At 66.8% G+C, this 18,370-nt stretch carries 17 protein-coding genes; 9 read left to right on the forward strand and 8 right to left on the reverse strand.

All coding sequences use genetic code 11. From position 1 onward, the window contains the following. Positions 1-64 precede the first annotated feature (64 nt). The 3 genes from ruvX (at position 65) to V6M50_RS12995 (ending at position 2,898) form a co-directional block, all read left to right on the forward strand. Complete coding sequence (gene ruvX, locus V6M50_RS12985) at positions 65-523, forward strand: Holliday junction resolvase RuvX (RefSeq protein WP_332818988.1); 459 nt, start codon at positions 65-67, stop codon at positions 521-523. 174 nt (positions 524-697) lie between these two features. Continuing rightward, positions 698-1,693: an aspartate carbamoyltransferase catalytic subunit gene (locus tag V6M50_RS12990; protein WP_332818989.1), complete on the forward strand. Its 996-nt coding sequence runs from the start codon at positions 698-700 to the stop codon at positions 1,691-1,693. Next, complete coding sequence (locus V6M50_RS12995; RefSeq protein ID WP_332818990.1) at positions 1,684-2,898, forward strand: dihydroorotase; 1,215 nt, start codon at positions 1,684-1,686, stop codon at positions 2,896-2,898. The genes V6M50_RS12990 and V6M50_RS12995 overlap by 10 nt, the downstream gene beginning before the upstream one ends. A gap of 8 nt (positions 2,899-2,906) precedes the next feature. Here V6M50_RS12995 and V6M50_RS13000 read toward each other — a convergent pair whose 3' ends face one another. The 4 genes from V6M50_RS13000 to V6M50_RS13015 form a co-directional block, all read right to left on the reverse strand. Beyond that, positions 2,907-4,208 carry an Hsp70 family protein gene (locus tag V6M50_RS13000; protein ID WP_332818991.1) on the reverse strand — a complete coding sequence of 434 codons (1,302 nt, stop codon included), beginning with the start codon at positions 4,206-4,208 and terminating at the stop codon, positions 2,907-2,909. 256 nt (positions 4,209-4,464) lie between these two features. Beyond that, entirely contained in the window at positions 4,465-5,868 is a 1,404-nt protein-coding gene (locus tag V6M50_RS13005; RefSeq protein ID WP_332818992.1) for an SPOR domain-containing protein, read from the reverse strand. A 23-nt stretch (positions 5,869-5,891) separates the two neighbouring features. Beyond that, positions 5,892-6,593 carry a hypothetical protein gene (locus V6M50_RS13010; protein ID WP_332818993.1) on the reverse strand — a complete coding sequence of 234 codons (702 nt, stop codon included), beginning with the start codon at positions 6,591-6,593 and terminating at the stop codon, positions 5,892-5,894. A 17-nt stretch (positions 6,594-6,610) separates the two neighbouring features. Further along, positions 6,611-7,333: a ParA family protein gene (locus V6M50_RS13015; RefSeq protein ID WP_088443538.1), complete on the reverse strand. Its 723-nt coding sequence runs from the start codon at positions 7,331-7,333 to the stop codon at positions 6,611-6,613. A gap of 244 nt (positions 7,334-7,577) precedes the next feature. Between V6M50_RS13015 and V6M50_RS13020 the strand changes: the two genes are divergently transcribed. Continuing rightward, positions 7,578-8,861, forward strand: a complete 1,284-nt coding sequence (locus V6M50_RS13020; RefSeq protein ID WP_332818994.1) for an SPOR domain-containing protein — start codon at positions 7,578-7,580, stop codon at positions 8,859-8,861. 13 nt (positions 8,862-8,874) lie between these two features. Here V6M50_RS13020 and V6M50_RS13025 read toward each other — a convergent pair whose 3' ends face one another. Both V6M50_RS13025 and bla read right to left on the reverse strand, forming a co-directional pair. Then, positions 8,875-9,978 carry a TonB family protein gene (locus V6M50_RS13025; protein ID WP_332818995.1) on the reverse strand — a complete coding sequence of 368 codons (1,104 nt, stop codon included), beginning with the start codon at positions 9,976-9,978 and terminating at the stop codon, positions 8,875-8,877. Positions 9,979-10,057: 79 nt separating this feature from the next. Further along, on the reverse strand, positions 10,058-10,936 hold the full coding sequence (gene bla / locus V6M50_RS13030; RefSeq protein ID WP_332818996.1) for a subclass B3 metallo-beta-lactamase: 879 nt from the start codon (positions 10,934-10,936) through the stop codon (positions 10,058-10,060). 94 nt (positions 10,937-11,030) lie between these two features. On the opposite strand from bla, the gene V6M50_RS13035 reads away from it, so the two are divergent. Continuing rightward, positions 11,031-11,912 (forward strand): LysR family transcriptional regulator, encoded by an 882-nt coding sequence (locus tag V6M50_RS13035; protein WP_332818997.1) that lies wholly within the window; start codon positions 11,031-11,033, stop codon positions 11,910-11,912. Positions 11,913-12,225: 313 nt separating this feature from the next. Here the strand turns inward: V6M50_RS13035 and V6M50_RS13040 are convergent, their stop codons facing one another. Both V6M50_RS13040 and serB read right to left on the reverse strand, forming a co-directional pair. Continuing rightward, positions 12,226-12,576 (reverse strand): DUF2200 domain-containing protein, encoded by a 351-nt coding sequence (locus V6M50_RS13040; protein ID WP_332818998.1) that lies wholly within the window; start codon positions 12,574-12,576, stop codon positions 12,226-12,228. A 317-nt stretch (positions 12,577-12,893) separates the two neighbouring features. Continuing rightward, a complete protein-coding gene (gene serB, locus V6M50_RS13045) occupies positions 12,894-13,778 on the reverse strand; it encodes a phosphoserine phosphatase SerB (RefSeq protein ID WP_332818999.1) in 885 nt (294 codons plus the stop codon). Between serB and miaA the strand changes: the two genes are divergently transcribed. The 4 genes from miaA (at position 13,777) to ilvC (ending at position 18,253) form a co-directional block, all read left to right on the forward strand. Then, positions 13,777-14,751: a tRNA (adenosine(37)-N6)-dimethylallyltransferase MiaA gene (gene miaA, locus V6M50_RS13050; protein WP_332819000.1), complete on the forward strand. Its 975-nt coding sequence runs from the start codon at positions 13,777-13,779 to the stop codon at positions 14,749-14,751. The genes serB and miaA overlap by 2 nt on opposite strands. Positions 14,752-14,839: 88 nt before the next feature. After that, positions 14,840-16,594, forward strand: coding sequence for a biosynthetic-type acetolactate synthase large subunit (ilvB, locus tag V6M50_RS13055; RefSeq protein ID WP_332819001.1), 1,755 nt, complete (start codon positions 14,840-14,842; stop codon positions 16,592-16,594). Between the two features lie 4 nt (positions 16,595-16,598). Then, a complete protein-coding gene (ilvN, locus tag V6M50_RS13060) occupies positions 16,599-17,114 on the forward strand; it encodes an acetolactate synthase small subunit (RefSeq protein WP_332819002.1) in 516 nt (171 codons plus the stop codon). Positions 17,115-17,218: 104 nt separating this feature from the next. Continuing rightward, complete coding sequence (gene ilvC / locus V6M50_RS13065; protein ID WP_332819003.1) at positions 17,219-18,253, forward strand: ketol-acid reductoisomerase; 1,035 nt, start codon at positions 17,219-17,221, stop codon at positions 18,251-18,253. Positions 18,254-18,370: the final 117 nt, after the last annotated feature.

Consider the following 18,370-nt stretch of genomic DNA (forward strand, 5'->3'; position numbering starts at 1 on the left):
CGGCGTCGGGCCATGGATGCTGAAACAAGTTCAGCATGACGAATTTAGGCGATAAAGGCGGCGCATGATCACTACCGCCGCCCCCGAATTCGCCGCCAACTTCCCAAACGGCGGCCGCCTCGCCGGGCTCGATGTCGGGACCAAGACGATCGGCGTCGCGACCTGCGACGTGAACTGGAGCTTCGCGACCCCCGACAAGACGATCAAGCGCACCAAATTCTCGGCCGATTTCGATGTCCTGAAGACCGTCCTTGCCGCGCATTCGATCGTCGGCCTCGTCGTCGGGCTCCCCCTCAACATGGACGGCACCGACAGCCCGCGCACCCAGAGCACCCGCGCCTTCGCGCGCAACCTCGCGCCGCTCGGCCTGCCACTGCTGCTTTGGGACGAGCGCTGGTCGACCGCCGCGGTCGAGCGCGCGATGATCGCCGCCGACGTCAGCCGCGCCAAACGCGCGGCACGCGTCGACAGCGCCGCCGCGGCGTTCATCCTGCAAGGCGCAATCGACGCGTTGACGCGCTGACCGCTTGCCACATCAGCCGTTCGGCTGAGCTTGTCGAAGCCTCGTCTCGAAGCACCTCACCCCAAGTCCTTCGAGACGCCATTTCGTCAAGCTCAATGGCTCCTCAGGACCCACGGGCGATTGTTGCTTCGATACTTGCGATTTTCGCAACTCCTGCGTAGACGCTCGGCTTTAATGACTAGCACAACCCTCCGACCCGCCAGCGACTATCCGCCCGGCGGCGATGCCTTTCGCCATCGCCATCTGATCGGCATCGCCCAGCTGACCCCGTGGGAGATCAGCTATGTCCTCGACGCCGCCGAACAATGGGTCGACCTGAACCGCAGCGGCGCCGCAAAGCACGATGACAGGCTCGCCGGCCTCACGATCATCAACGCCTTTTTCGAAAACTCGACGCGCACTTTGCTGTCGTTCGAAATCGCCGGAAAACGCCTCGGCGCCGACGTCGTCAACATGCACGCCGCGCAGTCGAGCGTGAAGAAGGGCGAAACGCTCATCGACACCGCGATGACGCTCAATGCGATGCGCGCCGACGCGATGGTGATCCGCCATGGCAGCTCGGGCGCGGTCCAGCTCATCGCCGACAAGGTCGACTGCCCCGTCCTCAACGCCGGCGACGGCCGCCACGAACACCCGACGCAGGCGCTGCTCGACGCGCTCACCATCCGCCGCCGCTTGGGCAAGGTCGAGGGCCTCACCATCGCCATTTGCGGCGACGTCCTCCACAGCCGCGTCGCGCGCTCGAACATCCTCGCGCTCACCTTGCTCGGCAACGAGGTGCGCGTCGTCGCGCCGCCGACGCTCACCCCGCCCGCGATCGAGCGGATGCACGTCACCACCTTCACCGACATGGACGAAGGCATCAAGGACGCCGATGTCGTGATGATGCTTCGCCTCCAGAACGAGCGCATGGACGGCGCCTATCTCCCCAGCGCGCGCGAATATCACGCGCTCTACGGCCTCACGCCCAAACGCATCGAAAATGCCAGGCCCGATGCCATCGTCATGCACCCCGGCCCGATGAACCGCGGGGTCGAAATCGACAGCAGCGTCGCCGATGATCCGCACCGCTCGACGATCACCGAGCAGGTCGAAATGGGAGTCGCCGTCCGCATGGCCTGCCTCGACATCCTGACCCGACGCAAACGGGGAGTGACGGGATGGAACTGAAGCCCCTTCACCTCGCGAACGTGCGCCTGTTGGGCGGCGATGTCGGCGGCTTGCTGGCCGTCGACGGCCGCATTGCCGAAATCGATCCGGTCGAGGTTCCGGGCAGCGCCGAGACGATCGACGCCAAAGGCCAGTGGCTCGCGCCCGGGATCATCGACCTCGGCGTTTTCGCGACCGACAAGCCCGCCTTCCACTTCGGCGGCATCACGCGCGCCGCTCTGATGCCCGACGCAGGGCCGCTCGATAACCCGGGCCTCGTCGAACGCGCCGCGAAGGGCGGCAAGCCCGACCTCTGGGTCCACCCCATCGCCGCCGCCACCAAAGGTCTCGAAGGCCGCGAGCTCGCCGAAATCGGCCTGATGCGCGGCGCGGGCGCGCGCGCCGTCGCCACCGGCCGCGCGCGCATAGCCGATGCCGGCGTGATGCGCCGCATCCTCGCTTACGCCGCCGCGCTCGGCCTCACCGTGATCGCGCACGCCGAGGACGAAGGCCTCACCGCCGGCGCGGTCGCGACCGACGGCGAGATGGCAACCCGCCTCGGCCTCGCCTCCGCCCCCGCGATCGCCGAAGCAATGGCGATCGCGCGCGACCTGATGCTCGTCGAAGAGACCGGCGCGCCGATCCATTTCCGCCAGGTCACCACCGCGCGCGGGCTCGAGCTGATCCGCGCCGCCAAGGCCAAGGGCCTGCCCGTCACCTGCGGCATCACCCCCGCGCATCTCTTCCTCTCCGACACCGCGATCGGCGATTTCCGCACCTTCGCGCGCCTGTCGCCCCCGCTGCGTTCCGAAGACGACCGCCACGCCTGCCTCGCGGGCATAGCCGACGGCACGATCGACGTACTTGCGTCGGGCCACGACCCGCGCGGCCCCGAGGACAAGCGCCTCCCCTTCGCCGAGGCGCAGCCCGGCATGGCCGGCGCCGAGACCTTGCTCGCAATGGGCCTCCAGCTTGTCCGCGACCGCCATATCGGCCCCGCCCGCCTCTTCGACCTGCTCGCCGCGAACCCGGCAAAGCTGCTCGGCGTCGACGCCGGCCGCCTCGAACCCGGAACCGAAGCCGATCTCATCCTGATCGACGAGGGCACCCCCTGGCAAGTCGACGCGAAGAAGATGGCGGCTTACGCGGGCAACACCCCCTTCGACGGCATGCCAGTCCAGGGCCGCGCTACCGCGATCTGGAAGGGTGGATTGCGGATACGGTAGGGCCGCGATCAGGCGGCCCATTCGGCCGGATCGGACTCCTCGCCGATCAGCGCCAAACCATGCGCGATCGATGTCAGCTCGCCGCCCGTGGCGATGCGCTCGGCGCCGAAACGCCGGTCGAAAAGCGCGCGGATCGCGGGGATCAGTGACGATCCGCCGGTCAGGAACACGCGGTCGATGTCCCGCGGCGCGATGCCCGCCCTCGCGAGCGCCGCATCCATCGCGGCCTCGATGCGACGCAGGTCGTCGGCGATCCACTGCTCGAAATCGGCGCGGCGCACCGCGGCATTGATCTCCACCCCATCGCCCGAGAAGTGAAATTCGGCCTGCTCGCTGCTCGACAGCGCGCGCTTGAGCCGTCCGACCGCGTCATAGAGCGGAAAGCCCTGCTCATGCTCGATCAGCGCGATCATCCGGCCGATCGGCTCCGGGTCGACCGCGTCGCGCTGCAGCCGCTGCAGTTCGCCCAGCGTCCGCCGGTTGCGCATCAGCGCGAGCCGCGACCAGTCGGCGAAGTCGGCGAAATAGCCGCCCGGAATCTCGAGCAGCTTGTCGAACGATCGGTAGCTCCCGCCCTTGCCGAGCAAAGGCAGCACCAGCCGGTCGACGATGCGGTAATCGAAGCGGTCGCCCGCGATGCCGATCCCCGACGAGGCGAGCGGGACGCAGCGGCGTGGGCTCCCCGGCGCGGCGACGCGGACGATCGAAAAGTCGGTGGTGCCGCCGCCGAAGTCGGCGACGAGGATCGTCGCGGGTTCGGTCAGCCGCGCGGCATAGCTGTGCGCGGCGCCGAGCGGCTCGTGCACATAATAGATTTCGGTACCGAAGGCCTCGAGCATCAGGTCGTAACGCTGGCGCGCGAGCGCGGCATCGGGCCGTGCGCCGGCATATTCGACCGGCCGCCCGACGATGACGCGGCGCGGGCGCGTGTCGAGCCGGCCGCCGGCGTGCGCGACCAGCCGCTGGAGGAACAGCCGCCCCATATCCTCGAACCGGTACGGCTTGTTGAAGATCAGCGCGCGCTCGAACGACGGGCTCGCGGCGACACTCTTGAACGACTGGACGAAACGGCTGTCGAGCGGCGACTGGAGATATTCGGTGATCGCCCACGGCCCCGCTTCGTGCGCGACCCCCTGCCACGCGCGCTCCTCCTCCCAGAAGCACAGCGCCGACCGGAACACCGCCCCGGTCGCCGCGTCGCCCGCAAATTCGACCAACTCGGACCCGCCCTCGCCGTCCGCCAGCGCAACAACGGTGTTGGTGGTACCGAAATCGAGGCCGAGCGCGCTCGCAGTCGCGTTGCTGGTCATGACGTGCTCCTGAAGGCTGGCCGAGGTCCACCTGGGGGGGTGCCGCGGGGGCGGGCCTATTGCATGTGCCGCATCGAGGAGCAAGACGATCTATGCGCGCGCCGGATGACGCACGCAGGGATGAGATGTCGGCTTTTGGGTGGTGAGCGGACGTCCCTCTATCGGTCGAAGGCGGTCCCAGAAACCCGCCACCCCAAAACGGAAAGAGGCGCGGTCCCCCGACCGCGCCCCTCCCCTTGTTCCGGAGAAAGCCCTTTTAGCGCGAGGCGAGCCACATCGGACTGGCCTTCGCCGCCCACTGGATGCTCTCGCTGCCGCCCATCGCGCGGATGAAGCAGGTCTGGCCGTGCGCCTTCAGCTCGTTGCACAGGCTCGACGCATCGGCGCGCGTCGCAAGGCCGTTGACCGTCAGGCGATAGAAGGTGCGGCCCTTGACCGTCGCGGCATGGCTCGACGCCGGGAAATTCGCCAGCATAGCGCTCCGCTTTTTCAAGCCGCCCCATTTTTCCTTGGCGATGCCGAGGCTGTCATAGGCGCCGAGCTGGACCGCCCAGCCGGCCGGCTTCTTGCTGTCGAACGCCTTGGGAACGATCTTGGTCGCGAGTTCGAGCGCCTGCTGCTGCATCGGACGCAGCCGTTCGCTGTTCTCGCCCGCCACGCGCGGCGCGGCGCGATAAGGGGCGGCGTCGGCCATGATGACCTCGCTCGCGGGCTTCGGCTGCGGCAGTTCGGTGACCGGCACCACGCCATCGGCGTTGCGTTCGGGCATCGGCAGTTCGACGCTGCGAATGGCGCTGCCCGCATCGGCGAGCACTGGGGCGAGCACCGGCGGCGGCGGGGCATAGGCCTCGACCGGCGCGGGGTCGGCGCTCGCCAGCTCCACGGCGGGTTCGGCCGCGGCCATCTGCGTGTCGCCAAAATTGCTGAGCGCGAGGCGAACCGGCATGCCGGCATCCTGCTGCGCCTTGGTGCCGATCAGGCTTGCGACGCGAAATTGCCCGTTCGGCTGTTCGGCCAGCTTCGACCATTCGGCCATCCGGCCCTCGAGCTTCGCGGGCGACAGATCCTGCGAAGCGAGGATGCGCGCCTGCGCCCAGCGGCCCGACAGGGCAAAGGCGAGTGCGAGATTCTGGCGCGTGCGCGCACCGGCACCGGGTGCCCGCGCGGCTTCGCTCAGGACATAGATCGCGCCTTCGCTGTCGCCCGCGAGCGCCAGCGCCAGCCCGGTATCCGAAGCCGGCACCGTATCGCGATACTTCTGGAGCAGCATCACCGCTTCGGCGTTCTTGCCCTGCGCGATCTGCGCGAGCGTCAGCGCGATGATCGTGTTGCTGTCGGCCGTACCCAGTTCCAGCGCCTCGGTCAGCGCCGCGGTGGCCGACGCGAAACGACCGTCGTTCAGATAGGCCTGACCGAGCAGCGCGCGATAGCTGCCGTCGCGCGGGCTCGCGGCGACCGCCGCTTCGGCGAGGCCGACCGCCTTGCTGACCTTGCCGGCTTCGAGCGCGACGCGCGCCTGGTCGGCCGACTTGGCGGCGACCGCGGGCTTTCCGGCGACGCGCGACGGCGCGTCGGCCATCTTGCCCATGCCGCTACATCCCGTGGCAGCGCTCAGGACAAAGCCCGAAACGGCCAGTTTCATCAGCATCTTGCGGTTCATGACTGGGTCCCCCTTGATTGCGCTTAGCGCTGCATCGTCTGGCGCGTCGGGCGTGCCGCCGGCAGGCGGCTCGCCATCGCGTCGATTTCGGGCAGCGACGACAGATATTCGTCGAGCAGGTCGGTCAGGATCACTTGCGACGACCGGTTCGTCACCGCGCTCGCCAGCCGCAGGCGCAGATGGCGTTCGGCGTCGAGCCGCAGCGTGAAGGCCGCCTTTTCGCGGGCCCGGAGCGCGCGCGGCGCCTTTTCCTTCTTCGGCGCCGGCGCGGGACGCACCATATCCTTGGGTGCTTCGGGACGCGCCTCGACCTTGCGCGCCACTGCGGCCACGCGTTCGATCAGCGATTCCTGCTGGCGGACGACCTCGGGAATTTCCGGGGCTTCGGCCTCGAATTCGTCGGCGCCATAGTCGTCGGTCAAGCCGGTCGGTTCGGGGGTCAGTTCGTGGCCCATGCTGTCGTCGACCGCATGTTCGGCCTCGACATTATGCGCCAGAACCGATCCGGTCAGCAGCGGCTTCAGGTCGACCATGTGCGCCGGTTCGCCCGACTGGTCGGGATCGACGTCATAGCCCATGTCGTTCCAGCCGAGGTCGTCATAACCACCGGGGTTGAGCGGCGCGGGGCCGCTGCCCAGCGGCTGGCGACGCATTGCGGGACGCGCGCCACCCTTGCGGGCCAGAAGTCCGGCGCTCAGCGATGCGAGGGGTTTGGGTTCGCCCATGGTTCCTGCGCTCCCCGTCACTGGCCAGCGATGCGGCGGCCGAAGCCACCACCCATCGGGCGGACCGCGCCATAATTGCCCTGCGTCGGAATCGGCGCGGCAAAGATGGTACGGCGGAAATTCTTTTCGAGCCGGTCGCTCATATAGGTCCACAGCTGGCGTATCTCTTCGGCCGATCGCCCGTTCGGATCGACCTCCATCACCGTGCGGCCGTCGATCATCGACGCGGCATAATCGGTGCGATGATGCAGCGTGATCGGGGCGACGGTGCCATGCTGCGACAGCGCGACCGCGGCCTCGCTGGTAATCTTGGCTTTCGGGGTCGCGCCGTTGACGACGAACACCAGCGGCTTGCCCGCGCGTTCGCAAAGGTCGACGGTGGCGCCGACGGCGCGCAGGTCATGCGGGCTCGGCCGGGTCGGGACGACGATCAGCTCGGCGACCGAAATCACGCTCTGGATCGCCATGGTGATCGCCGGGGGCGTGTCGATGACCGCGAGTTTGAAGCCCTGCTGGCGCAGGATTTCGAGGTCGGAGGCAAGCCGCGCAACGGTCGTTTGCGCAAAGGCCGGAAGATCGGTCTCGCGCTCGTTCCACCAGTCGGCGAGCGAGCCTTGCGGATCGATGTCGATCAGGACGACGGGCCCTGCACCGGCAAGCTGTGCCTGCACCGCCAGGTGTCCCGACAATGTCGTTTTACCCGACCCGCCCTTTTGTGAAGCCAATGCCAAAACGCGCACAGCTGTCCCCCTGATAAATCCACGAATTGGCGGTGGAATGCCATGCGGGGCGCTAAAATTGGGTTAACGATGATAAAAAGAAGGTGAACACCTTCCTCGCCATCATGGTAAACAAGCGCCTAAGATGGACTTGTCCCATAACGGATCAAATTTGGAGTCTCGCGCGTGTCGCTAACGCCGTGTTAGCCATTTCGCCCTAAGAAGCGTCCGGGGACTGCAGCGATGCAAGTCATTGGAGAATAAGATGCGTTCATTCCGCACCGCCATTTCGCTGGCCCTGCCGCTGATCGCGGCATCGATGCTGGCCGCGCCGGCGTACGCAGACGTCAAGGATGGCGTCGATGCCTGGCAAAAGGGCGACTATCAAGGCGCGGTCGCGCAGTGGCGGCCGCTCGCGCTCGCCGGCGACGCCGATGCGCAGTTCAACCTCGGCCAGGCCTACAAACTCGGCCGCGGCGTCCCCGCCGACCTTGCGCAGGCCGAAAGCTGGTATCGCCGCGCCGCGAAACAGGGGCATCTGCAGGCGGAGGATAACCTCGGCCTCATCCTCTTCACCGCGAACCGCCGCGACGAAGCGATGCCCTACATCACCCGCTCGGCCGAACGCGGCGAACCGCGCGCGCAATATGTTCTCGGCACCGCGCTCTTCAACGGCGACCTAGCAGCCCAGGACTGGCCGCGCGCCTATGCGCTGACCAAGCGCGCGAGCGACGCCGGGCTTGGCATCGCCTCGGCGCGCCTTGCCCAGCTCGACAATCTCATCCCGCTCGACCAGCGCCAGCACGGCCTTGCGATGATCCCCGAAATCGAAAAGGACGAACAGCGCGCGCGCCTCGCCGCGGTGGGCGCCGCCGCGCCGCCCCCGCCCAAACCGGCCGCCGCCTCGCCGGTGAAGGTCGCCAGCCTGCCCCCGTCGGCGCCCGGCACCCGCTATACGCCGCCGCCGGTCCTCGCGACGCCCGCTCCGCCGCCGCCCGCACCGCGCGCGTCGGTGCCGCAGCCCATCCGCAGCGTGACAGTTCCGCCTTCGCCCGCCGCCAGCGCGGCCGCCGCCGCTGCGGCCGAAGCCACCGCCAATGCTGCGGCTGCCTCAGCGACTGCACAACCGGGCACGACTTACGCGCCGCCGCCCGAAAGCGGTACCCTCGCGCGCGCGCGCGAACCGAGGAAGCCCGTCGCGGTCGAACCGCCTCCGGCCAGCCCGACACCCGTCGCGCCCAAGTCCACGCCCGTCAAAGCAGCACCGGCGCCCGTCACCGCCGCACCAGCCCCCGTCCGCGTTCACAACGGCGCGACCAGTCCCTGGCGCGCGCAGCTTGGCGCCTTCGGCGTCGAGGCGAACGCCCGCAAGCTGTGGCTCGATCTCGAAAAGAAAAATCCCGCCTTCACCAAGCGCCAGCCCTATCTGGTCAAGAACGGCAAGCTCACCCGCCTCCAGGCCGGCGGCTTCGCGAACAAGGGCGAAGCCGAAAGCTTCTGCGCAAGTGTCCGCAAGGGCGGCCAGGCTTGTCTGGTGGTCGACAAATAGGAGGCAGCCGCGCTCAATCGGTCGCGGGGCGCTCATCCTCCTCGACCGCCTGATCGCCGGCCGGCATCATGAATTTCACCGTTTCGACGCATCCCGACGCGCCCTGCGCCGAAGGAGCGACGCGGCCGCTGCGCACGATAAACGTCGCCTGCTGCCCGAAATCGGCCGACGGCTGCGCGTCCAGCACCTTCACATTGCTGACCTCGCCCCACGGCGCGATGTCGAAGGAGACGATCGCCCACCCTTCGATGCCGCGCTTGCGATAGGCAGGCGGATAATAGGTCGTCGGCCGCGTCGCCCATTCGACCTTTGCCGGGCAGACGGCGTTTGCGGGCCGCATCTGCTCCTCGGCGGGCCGCCCCGGCGCCGCAAGCTTCCCCGCGGCGCGCCAATAGGGATAGAGGCACCCGGTCCGCGCGCCGCCAGTGAAGCGTGATGCGCGCACCGCCTCGACCGCGGCCGCGTCCAGTTCGGCATTGCCCGTGCCGTGTGCGATCCGGGCATCGATCGGACGCCCTTCGGCGTCGGTGTCATAAGCGACCAGCGACCAGTCCCGCGCGCCCGGCGTCGACCTTACCTTCGAAAAATCGGGATAGGCGCGCAGCAGCGTCGACGGGCGCGGCTTGTCGCGGCAATTGCCGGGGGTGCCGAAACGGTCCCATCCTTCCTGTGGCAGCTTCTGGCCGGTGGGATGGATCGAATAGGCGACGAGATCGGCGATCGGCGCGCTTCGCAGCGGATCGAATTTCGGCGCATAGCTTATCTGGCAATTCTCGCGCTTCGCGCCCGCCGGAAAACGGCTCGCCGCCAGCGCCGGGCCGACATCCTGCCCAAAGGGCGTGGGCTCGCCATTTTCGCGCACGATCGAACGCGTCCGGCCCGTCGCATCGATTGCGAAGCGATACGACATCGCCTTGCTCCGCTGTGGGTCCAGCACCGCCATTTCGACCGCCGGGCGCCGCACCGCGGTGCCGTCAACCGCAACCCCGTCGCAGCGCATCTCGCCGGGGTTCCACGACAGCATCTGCTGCGACGCGCGCCGGCTCGGAACGACTGGCGGCGCCGGCGGCACGGTCACGACCGGCAGGAAGGAGAAAAGCAACGCCGCGTCCAACATGATCGAGCCCCCGCAATGTCGCGCCGAGACTAGCGACATTGCAGGGGCTTACAAGATTGAAAAGCAACAGGATTGAACGCTACTTCGCCCCCACCCGCTCGTCGGCGAGCCGCTTGGCGAGCAATTTGCGCGAGCGGTCGGCATAGGCGCGGCACGCCCCGGGCTTGTCGTTATAGCGGCCCGCACCGGCATTGTCGGGGTGCGCCGAGATCAGCACATTGCATTTCAGCGCGTCCATCCGCTTGTAACTCGCCTCGAAACCCTTGACGATCGCGGCGCTCGACGGCGCGGTGTAGCGGTACCCGTCGGCCGACACCGGATTGAGGCTCGATGCGAAGACGATCGCCTTGCACGCCTTCCCCTCGCCTTCACCTGCGCACGCCTGCCAGCTCCAGCTCATGCTGCCCATCGTATGCCCCGGCGTCGCATGCGCGGTGATCGCCGCCTTGCCCAGCTTCAGCACCTCGCCGTCCTTCATCACGCGCAGGCGCGTCACGGCGGGCCAGCTGCCGCCATAGGCGAGCTGGGGGTCGTCGGCGGCATGCTTGCCCGACCGCAGCCCTTCGGCGCCGCGCGCGCTCGCGACCACCGTCGCGCCGGTGTCGCGCGCCAGCGCGGCAAGCCCGCCCGCATGGTCGAAATGCGGCTCGGTGCTCAGAATAAATTTGATGTCTTTGGGATCGAACCCCAGCTTGCGGACATTGTCGAGGATCGCCGGCGCCGCCTGCGGCAATGCGCCGTCGACCAGCACCAGCCCCTCGCCCGTGTCGATCAGCGCGACGCTTAGTCCGCCAAAGCCGACGAGATAGGTCTTCCCGAAGATTTTCTCGGGCACCGCGGGCGCCAGCCATTCGGCCGAGCGCGATGTCGCGATGGGCTGGGTCAGCGGATCGACCGCCGGAATCGGCGCCCCGCTCGCAGCGGCAAACCATGCAAACAGGCTGATTGCTTCAATCATTTTCGTCTCCCTTCGACCCCGGGATGCCAATCCGGCGCGCGCTTCACAAAGCATCATTTCTCGACAGAGCCATGAAAATACCTCATGTCGAGCCATGGACCGCGCCCAGCTTCCCCTGAACGCCCTGCGCGCTTTCGAGGCGGCCGCGCGCCACCTCAATTTCACCCGCGCGGCGATCGAGCTTCACGTCAGCCAGGGTGCGGTCAGCCACCAAGTCGCACAGCTCGAACGACGCCTCGGCACCCGTCTGTTTAACCGCCTGCCGCGCGGGCTCGCTCTCACCGACGAGGGTCATGCGCTCGTCCCCGTCGTCGCCGAAGCGTTCGACCGCGTCGCCGCGACGCTCGACCAATATGCGGGCGGCCGTTTCCGCGAGGCGCTGAAGGTCGGCGTCGTCGGCACCTTCGCGACCGGCTGGCTGCTCCCGCGCCTCGACGCCTTCGCACGCGCCCATCCGTCGATCGACCTGCGTATCTCGACCAACAACAACCGCGTCGATCTCGCCGGCGAAGCGCTCGACTATGCGATCCGCTTCGGCGACGGCGCGTGGCACGGTACCCACGCCGAACCGTTGCTCGCCGCCCCGATGGCGCCGCTCTGCGCCCCCGCCATCGCCGCGCGGCTCAAATCGCCCGCCGACCTTGTCCATGAACGCCTGCTGCGCTCGTACCGCGCCGACGAATGGGCGCTGTGGTTCGGCGCCGCGGGCGTGCCCGTCCCGGTCCTCCGCGGCCCCATTTTCGACAGCTCGGCGCTGATGACCTCGGCCGCCGCCGCGGGCTTTGGCGTCGCGCTCGCGCCGCCCGCGATGTTCATCCGCGAACTGGCATCGGAACTGCTTGTCCAGCCCTTCGCGATCCCGATCGACGCCGGCCGCTATTGGCTCACCCGCCTGATGTCGCGGCCCGAAACCGAGACGATGCGGCGCTTTCGAAACTGGCTGATGGAAGAGATCGTGGCGTCGAAAACCCCATAAAATCGGCAAAACATGGCCCGCGCCGCGCCATCCCGGCCCTCAATCCCGGTTTTTGCTGCCAGTGCTAATGCTGTTAACATGGACAGGAACTGCACGGCCACGCGCTCTTGGAGCGGCGCGCGTCAAATCTGCGCCATCTCCAAATCCGTTCGTGCTGAGCTTGTCGAAGCACCGCTCTTCATTCTGCAACGTTCAAAGAAAGAACAGCCCCCTTCGACTGACTTGTCAGTCGCTCAGGGTTGAACGAGGCACGTGACTCGTTCAACGCTTCGACAAGCTCAGGGCGCACGGTTCATATTAAACGCACGATGATCTAGCTTCGCAGGATCTTCTCCATCGCCTTCCCCTTGGCGAGTTCGTCGATCAGCTTGTCGAGATATCGCAGTTCGCGCATCAGCGGCTCTTCGATATTCTCGACCCGGATGCCGCAGATCATGCCCGTGATCAGCGTCCGCGACGGGTTGAGCGCGGGCGCCGCAGCAAAGAAATCCTCGAAAGTTGTGCGCTTCGCCAGCTCAGCCTCGAGCTGCTGCTGACTATATCCCGTCAGCCAGCGAATAATCTCGTCGACCTCGGCCTTGGTGCGCCCCTTCTTCTCCGCCTTGGCGATATAGTGCGGATAAACGCTCGCGACGCTGATCGAATAGATACGATGTTTCGTCATACGATCCTCACTCATTACGCGCCACTACAAACGCTATCGCACGACGCAGGGCTGTCGATCGACTTCATCGCAGGCCGGATAGGCGAAGTTGGCATAAAAAGCGCCCACGCAAAGGATGGCGCATAGGGGCGCCAGGAACAGCCAAGGCGCCACATGAAACCAGAATAGCCAAGGCCTTCCACTGCGGCTTATCGGGACCCGCCCTGAGCTGCGAAGGAAAAAGCTGGCGGGCTGAGCATCGCCCGAGCACAAGCTTTTCCAGACCGCCAGAGACGCAATCCAAGCCGCCAAGGCCAGAACGATCGCGGCAACGATCATCACCCCAGCACCCAGCTCCGCCGCGGATAGCCCTGTGCCCAGAGCAGCGCGGTCAGGTCGTGATGCCGGATCACCGCCGCCGCCGCCTCGGCCGCCGCGGGGTGCGGATAATAGCCGATCCCCAGCCCCGCGCTCGTGATCATCGGGATGTCGTTCGCGCCGTCGCCGACCGCCAGCGTGTCGGCGAGCGGCAAGCCGTGCTTCGCCGCTTCGGCCTTCAGCGTCTCCAGTTTCGCGTCGCTGTCGACGATCGGTTCGAGCACCTTGCCGGTCAGCTTGCCACCCCGGATCTCCAGCTCGTTCGCCAGCACCTTGTCGAACCCGATCGCCTCGCCGACCGGTCCGGCAAAGGGCATGAACCCGCCCGACACCAGCACCGAATGCGCGCCATGCGCCTTCATCGTCTGCACCAGCGTCCGTGCCCCGCGCGTCAGCTTCACCCGCTCCATCCGGCAATCGACCAGCGTCGATTCGGGCATTCCCGCGAGCAATCCGACCCGCTCGATCAGCGCCGCGCGAAAATCGAGTTCGCCGCGCATCGCGCGCTCGGTGATCGCCGCGATTTCGGGCTTCAGCCCGGCATAGTCGGCGAGTTCGTCGATGCACTCGACGGTGATCATCGTCGAATCCATGTCCGCAATGATCAGCTTCTTGGTCCGGTCGCCAAGCGGCTGGACGATCGTGTCAAGTGCGCCATGATCCATCAGCGCCAGTTCCTTGCGCGCGCTGACCAGGCTGCCGTGGAAGACAATATCGGCGGCATCGCCCTCGTCCAGCCAGTGCGGCGCGCCGACATCGTGCCCCGTCGCATCGAGCCGGTCGATGGCTTCGCGCACCACCTCGCCCGTCAGCTTCCCGGCTGCTATCAGCGTCGCTACGAACATGGCTACTCCTTCTTCATCCTTCCGGCGCCAACCGTCACAGGCCAGCCCGCCTCTCGCACTTATTGCTGGCCCCACCGCCAGCGGCAAGAGTGCATTGGCGGTAATGCTCGCAAAAACGCTCGGAAACGGGATTGTCGTCAACGCCGACGCGAGCCAGGTCTATGCCGACCTCGCCATCCTCTCGGCGCGCCCATCCGAAGACGAGATGGAAGGCATCCCGCACCATCTCTTCGGCCATATCGACGGTGCCGAGGCGCACAACGCCGCGCGCTGGGCCGACGAAGCCCGCGCGGTGATCGCCGCCGCGCATGACGCCGGCGACGTCCCGATCCTCGTCGGCGGCACCGGCCTCTATCTGCGCACACTGCTTTACGGCATCGCCCCGGTGCCCGAAATCGATCCGGAGGTGCGCAGTTCGGTTCGCGCAATGGCGGTGGATGCGGCGCACCAGGCGCTGGTGAAGCTCGACCCCGACGCCGCGCACCGCCTCCACCCATCGGACACGACGCGCGTCGCTCGCGCGCTCGAAGTCATCCTCGCAACCGGTCGCCCGCTATCGCGGTGGCAACAGACGCGTGAAGGCGGGATCATCGACGACGTCGCCGTCACCCCGCTGATCCTTCTGCCCCCGCGCGACTGGCTGCGCGATCGCTGCGACCGGCGCCTCGTTCAGATGTTCGAAAATGGCGCGGTCGAAGAGGTGGAAGCGTTGCTCACGCGCCAGATCGATCCGCACATGCCCGCGATGCGCGCGATCGGCGTCCAGCCGATCGCACAATATCTCGCTGGCGGCATCGACCGCGCCGAGGCGCTCACCCTCGCCCAAGCGGCGACCCGCCAATATGCAAAGCGCCAATTTACGTGGTTCCGGCATCAGCCACCTTCCGGTTGGCCGACTCATTCCGAATCACTAAACATCGAATCTGTCAAGGAATTAGCAACAATATTACGTGATAGACTGTTGACAGGATAGAATCATGCACCTATTGCCCGCAACCCTGTTGCAGCGCACAAGCGCGTCCGCTGGCGTGCGTGCACAGGTTTAAGAAAGGGGTTTCGTCGTGACGGAAATGAGTGGTGCCGACATGGTGGTTCAGGCGCTGGTCGACCTCGGGGTCGATACGGTGTTCGGCTATCCGGGCGGCGCGGTCCTTCCCATCTATGACGCGCTCTACAAGCACCCGACGATCCAGCACATCCTCGTCCGCCACGAACAGGCGGCCACCCACGCGGCCGAGGGTTACGCACGCGCGACCGGCAAGCCCGGCGTCGTGCTCGTCACCTCGGGCCCCGGCGCGACCAACGCCGTCACCGGCATCACCGACGCGCTGATGGATTCGATCCCGATGGTCGTCCTGACCGGCCAGGTGTCGACCGCGCTGATCGGCACCGACGCCTTCCAGGAATGCGACACCGTCGGCATCACCCGCCACTGCACCAAGCATAATTATCTGGTGATGGACCCCGAACGCCTCGGCCCGATCATGCACGAGGCTTTCTATATCGCGACCCACGGCCGCCCCGGCCCGGTCGTGATCGACATCCCGAAGAATGTGCAGGTCGCGACCGGCAATTATGTGATCCCCAAAAAGATCGCGCACAAAAGCTATCGTCCGCAGGTCGAACCCGATGCCGACGCGATCGCCGCGGCCGTCGCGATGATCGCCGCGGCCGAGCGCCCGGTCTTCTACACCGGCGGCGGCGTGATCAACGCCGGCCCCGATGCCAGCGCCGCGCTGCGCCAGCTCGTCGCACTCACCGGCGCGCCGATCACCTCGACCTTGATGGGCCTCGGCGCCTTCCCGGCCGACGATCCGAAGTGGCTCGGCATGCTCGGCATGCACGGCACTTACGAAGCGAACATGGCAATGAACCGCGCCGACCTGATCATCGCGGTCGGCGCGCGCTTCGACGACCGCGTCACCGGCCGCCTCGACGCCTTCGCGCCCGATGCGAAGAAGATCCACATCGACATCGACCGCAGCTCGATCAACAAGATCGTTCCCGTCGACCTTGCCGTCGTCGGCGATGCCGGGCGCGCGCTCGACGCGATCATCGCGGGCTGGCAGGACGCGGGCCATGCGCCACGTGACCTTGGCGAATGGTGGCGCCGCGTCGACGGCTGGCGCGCAACGCGCTGCCTCGACTTCCCCGAGAAGAAGGAAGCCGGCGCCGAAATCATGCCGCAGCGCGCGGTCAAGGCGCTGTTCGACGCGACGCGCGGGATGGACCCGATCATCACGACCGAAGTCGGCCAGCACCAGATGTGGGCGGCGCAGCATTTCGGCTTCTCGGCCCCCAACCGCTGGCTCACCAGCGGCGGGCTCGGCACGATGGGCTACGGCTTCCCCGCCGCGGTCGGCGCGCAGATCGCCAAGCCCGACCGCCTCGTCATCTGCATCGCGGGCGAAGCCAGCCTGCAGATGAACATCCAGGAAATGGGCACGGTCGCGCAATACCGCCTGCCGGTGAAGATCTTCATCCTCAACAATGAATGGATGGGGATGGTTCGCCAGTGGCAGGAACTGACCTACGAGAGCCGCTATTCGAACAGCTATTCGGACAGCCTCCCCGATTTCGTGAAGCTCGCCGACGCCTATGGCTGGACGGGCCTGCGCATCGACACGCTCGGCGAGCTCGAGGACGGTATCAAGAAGATGATCGAGACCCCGGGTCCGGTGATCGTCGACTGCCGCGTCGCGCAACTCGCCAACTGCTTCCCGATGATCCCGTCGGGCGCCGCGCACACCGAAATGCTCCTCCAGCCGAGCGACGTCACCGGCACGATGGACGACGAAGCCAAGGCACTGGTCTAAACCTATGAAAATCAAAACCGAAGCGGGCGAGCGCCATGTGCTCGCCGTCACCGTCGATAACGAGGCGGGCATCCTCGCCAAGATTACCGGCCTCTTCTCGGCGCGCGGCTATAATATCGAAAGCCTGACCGTGGCGGACATCAGCGCCGACCACGCGCTGTCGCGCATCACCATCGTCACCTCGGGGCCGCCCGCGGTGATCGACCAGATCATCGCGCAGCTCGACCGGCTCGTCCCCGTCCACAAGGTCACCGATTTGACCGACCAGGGCGCGCATGTCGAACGCGAGATCGCGCTGGTCAAGGTCGCGGGCACCGGCGACAAGCGGATCGAGGCGCTGCGCCTCGCCGACGTCTTCCGCGCCAAGGTGGTCGACACGACGATCACCAGCTTCATCTTCGAAATCACCGGCGCCAGCGAAAAGGTCGACCGCTTCATCGCGCTCATGCGCGAATGCGGATTGGTCGAAGTCGGCCGCACCGGCGTCGTCGCCATCGCCCGCGGGCCGGAGGCGGTTTAGGAACTAGGGAACAACGTTCAACTCTCGTCACCCCGGACTTGATCCGGGGTCCATGGATGCCGGATCAAGCCCGGCATGACGAAAAACTAGCAGGGAAGAATGACATGCAAGTCTATTACGATCGCGACGCCGACCAGGATCTGATCAAGGGCAAGAAGGTCGCCGTCGTCGGCTATGGCAGCCAGGGTCACGCGCACGCGCAGAACCTGCGCGACAGCGGCGTCACCGAAGTCGCGATCGCGCTCCGCCCCGGCTCGGCGACCGCGAAAAAGGCCGAAGCCGCGGGCTTCAAGGTCCTGTCGAACAAGGAAGCCGCAGCGTGGGCCGACGTCATCATGGTCGCCGCGCCCGATGAGCATCAGGCAAAAATCTACGCCGACGACCTCGGCCCGAACATGAAGCCCGGCGCCGCGCTCGCCTTTGCGCACGGCCTCAACATCCACTTCGGCCTGATCGACGCGCGACCCGACATCGACGTCTTCATGGTCGCGCCCAAGGGCCCCGGCCACACGGTGCGCAGCGAATATCAAAAGGGCGGCGGCGTCCCCTGCCTGATCGCGGTCGCGCAGGAAGCGACCGGCAACAGCGGCAACGGCTACGCGAAAGCACTCGCCCTCTCCTACGCCTCGGCCGTCGGCGGCGGGCGCAGCGGCGTCATCGAAACCACCTTCAAGGAAGAGTGCGAAACCGACCTCTTCGGCGAACAGGCGGTGCTCTGCGGCGGCATCACCCACCTGATCCAGGCCGGGTTCGAAACGCTGGTCGAAGCGGGCTACGCCCCCGAAATGGCCTATTTCGAGTGCCTTCACGAAACCAAGCTGATCGTCGACCTCCTCTATGAAGGCGGCATCGCGAACATGCGCTATTCGATCTCGAACACCGCCGAATATGGCGACATCAAGACCGGCCCGCGCATCATCACCGAGGAAACGAAGAAGGAAATGAAGCGCGTCCTCGCCGACATCCAGTCGGGCCGCTTCGTCAAGGATTTCGTCCTCGACAACCAGGCCGGCCAGCCCGAACTGAAGGCCAGCCGCAAGGCCGCCGCGGCGCACCCGATCGAACAGGTCGGCGGCGAACTGCGCGCAATGATGCCGTGGATCGCCAAGAACCAGCTGGTCGACAAGGCGAAGAATTAGCCCCTGCCGCGCCCCTCTTCACCCGTTCGTGCTGAGGAGGGGCTGAGCCTGTCGAAGCCCCGTCTCGAAGCACCCTGGGCGCACGGTCCTTCGAGACGCCCCTTCGACGGGCTCAGG

The organism is Sphingopyxis sp. (assembly GCF_036675685.1).
In the GTDB taxonomy this organism is placed as follows: Bacteria; Pseudomonadota; Alphaproteobacteria; order Sphingomonadales; family Sphingomonadaceae; genus Sphingopyxis.

What these genes read in the sequence shown, in the direction of transcription:
- V6M50_RS13005 (WP_332818992.1), bottom strand. Translation starts at nt 5,868, where the DNA reads ATGAACCGCAAGATGCTGATGAAACTGGCCGTTTCGGGCTTTGTCCTG.
- V6M50_RS13000 (WP_332818991.1), bottom strand. Translation starts at nt 4,208, where the DNA reads ATGACCAGCAACGCGACTGCGAGCGCGCTCGGCCTCGATTTCGGTACC.
- V6M50_RS13010 (WP_332818993.1), bottom strand. Translation starts at nt 6,593, where the DNA reads ATGGGCGAACCCAAACCCCTCGCATCGCTGAGCGCCGGACTTCTGGCC.
- V6M50_RS13020 (WP_332818994.1), top strand. Translation starts at nt 7,578, where the DNA reads ATGCGTTCATTCCGCACCGCCATTTCGCTGGCCCTGCCGCTGATCGCG.
- ilvN (WP_332819002.1), top strand. Translation starts at nt 16,599, where the DNA reads ATGAAAATCAAAACCGAAGCGGGCGAGCGCCATGTGCTCGCCGTCACC.
- V6M50_RS13035 (WP_332818997.1), top strand. Translation starts at nt 11,031, where the DNA reads ATGGACCGCGCCCAGCTTCCCCTGAACGCCCTGCGCGCTTTCGAGGCG.
- bla (WP_332818996.1), bottom strand. Translation starts at nt 10,936, where the DNA reads ATGATTGAAGCAATCAGCCTGTTTGCATGGTTTGCCGCTGCGAGCGGG.
- ruvX (WP_332818988.1), top strand. Translation starts at nt 65, where the DNA reads ATGATCACTACCGCCGCCCCCGAATTCGCCGCCAACTTCCCAAACGGC.
- miaA (WP_332819000.1), top strand. Translation starts at nt 13,777, where the DNA reads ATGGCTACTCCTTCTTCATCCTTCCGGCGCCAACCGTCACAGGCCAGC.
- V6M50_RS12990 (WP_332818989.1), top strand. Translation starts at nt 698, where the DNA reads ATGACTAGCACAACCCTCCGACCCGCCAGCGACTATCCGCCCGGCGGC.
- V6M50_RS12995 (WP_332818990.1), top strand. Translation starts at nt 1,684, where the DNA reads ATGGAACTGAAGCCCCTTCACCTCGCGAACGTGCGCCTGTTGGGCGGC.
- V6M50_RS13040 (WP_332818998.1), bottom strand. Translation starts at nt 12,576, where the DNA reads ATGACGAAACATCGTATCTATTCGATCAGCGTCGCGAGCGTTTATCCG.
- serB (WP_332818999.1), bottom strand. Translation starts at nt 13,778, where the DNA reads ATGTTCGTAGCGACGCTGATAGCAGCCGGGAAGCTGACGGGCGAGGTG.
- ilvC (WP_332819003.1), top strand. Translation starts at nt 17,219, where the DNA reads ATGCAAGTCTATTACGATCGCGACGCCGACCAGGATCTGATCAAGGGC.
- V6M50_RS13025 (WP_332818995.1), bottom strand. Translation starts at nt 9,978, where the DNA reads ATGTTGGACGCGGCGTTGCTTTTCTCCTTCCTGCCGGTCGTGACCGTG.